Origin of the sequence: Streptomyces sp. NPDC096132, assembly GCF_044763345.1 — a bacterium.
Taxonomy (GTDB): domain Bacteria; phylum Actinomycetota; class Actinomycetes; order Streptomycetales; family Streptomycetaceae; genus Streptomyces.
In genome coordinates, this window is the sequence record NZ_JBIWGA010000095.1 from 1 (window position 1) to 1541 (window position 1541).

Annotated in this window: 1 protein-coding gene; it reads right to left on the reverse strand. The window is 70.2% G+C overall.

Annotated elements, in window-relative coordinates:
- Positions 1-34 precede the first annotated feature (34 nt).
- A complete protein-coding gene (locus tag ACIRF9_RS52650; RefSeq protein WP_403837811.1) occupies positions 35-1444 on the reverse strand; it encodes an IS701 family transposase in 1410 nt (469 codons plus the stop codon).
- Positions 1445-1541: the final 97 nt, after the last annotated feature.

The following is a 1541-nucleotide window of genomic DNA, read 5'->3' on the forward strand; positions in this document are numbered from 1 at the left end:
GTTACCGGTAGTTCGTTAAATCCGGCTGTAGAGGTCAATGCCGTGTCCGGTGGTGACCGCGTCGATCAGGGCCTGGAGCTCGGAAGGTGGGTCCTTGTCCGTCCAGGCTTGCCACCACCGGTTGAGCGTGACAGCGGGGGCGAGCCAGGAACGGATGGCGCGTAAGGCCGTGGGCCAGCAAGGCTGTTGGGGCCGGTGGGGTTGGTCTGGGCCCCCTCTCTGGCCCCTCGTCGGGGCAGGGGTCCGGCGCGGTGGCGTCCAGGGGTCCGGGTGGGGCGAACCATTGGTCCCAGCAGAAGGAGAAGGCGCAGTTGACCAGGGTCTGGTGGCGGCGGATGGCGCGGTCGGAGCGGACTTGGAAGTCGGCCCAGCCGAGTTCGTCCTTGATCTGTTTGTAGCTCTGTTCGATCCACGGCCGCAGTCCGTAGAGGCGGACGATCTCGGCGAGGTCGGCCGGCGGGTGCGGGCTGGTGGCGGCGTGGGGTGCGTCGGGGTGGGGCAGGTTGGTGGCCAGGTACCAGGTGGCCTTCTCCGGCAGCCGGGCCGGGTCGGTGGTGGCCACGACCAGCCGGCAGGGTGAGTCGGGGCCGTAGCCGCCCAGGCGGGCATCGGCGGCCCACCAGGTCTCACTGTGCCCGTCACGGAAGTGACGCTCCACGGGCCTCCAGTCGCCGGGACGCTTGGCATCCTTCCAGGCCAGGGCGTGGGCCGCTTCGATCGGGGTGTGCGGCTGGACGGCCCGGGCCCAGGTGCCGCGGTGCGGCTTGAGCGCCACCACGTAGGCCAAGCCGGCCTCGCGCAGTGCGAGGTACCAGGTGTCGCTGACGGAGTAGGCGCAGTCGGCGACCACCGCCCGGCAGCCGAAGCCCGCCTCCTTGCCCCGGGCCGCGAGGGCTGCGGCCAGTTGCGGTTTGGTGTGGAAGGCCGGATCGGAGCGGCCGCGGGCGAAGTGGTGGGCGGGGGTGTAGGGAGTCGCGTGCAGCGGGTAGTACACACGGCCGTCGGTCCACACCGTGGTCACCGTGACGATGCCGTTGTCCGTCTTGCCCAACCGGCCCAGCCATTGCCGGCCCACGTGCGCAGTTGCCGTGCCGTCCTTGCGGTCCCCAGAGTCGTCGATCACGATGACCCCGCCGTCGTGCGGAGCCGTCGCCGGCTGCTCGCGCAGCAGTTCAAGCCGCCGGTCGTTGATCTGCTCGGCCTCCCAGGGCGACTCGGACAGGAAGAACTGCAGCCGCTGCACCCCCGGCATCCCCGCACCGGCCACCGGCTCCGCGCCTGCCAGGCAGGTGATCGTCTTGTTCCGGTCCCGCGGCGCCAGCAGCCCGGTCAGATACTCGCGAAACCCCCGCCGCTGGGCCAGGCTGAAGAACAGGTCGTCGAACCGGGCCGCATAGTCCTCCAACGGTCCCGGCGCGGGCGGACACGGACGGCGAGCAGTCATCTTCAGCCCCCAGCAAGCCAGTTGGCTCCTACCACCGGCTTACGACCAACCCGACTTGCCGTCAACCCATGCCACCACCGGATTTAACGAACTACCG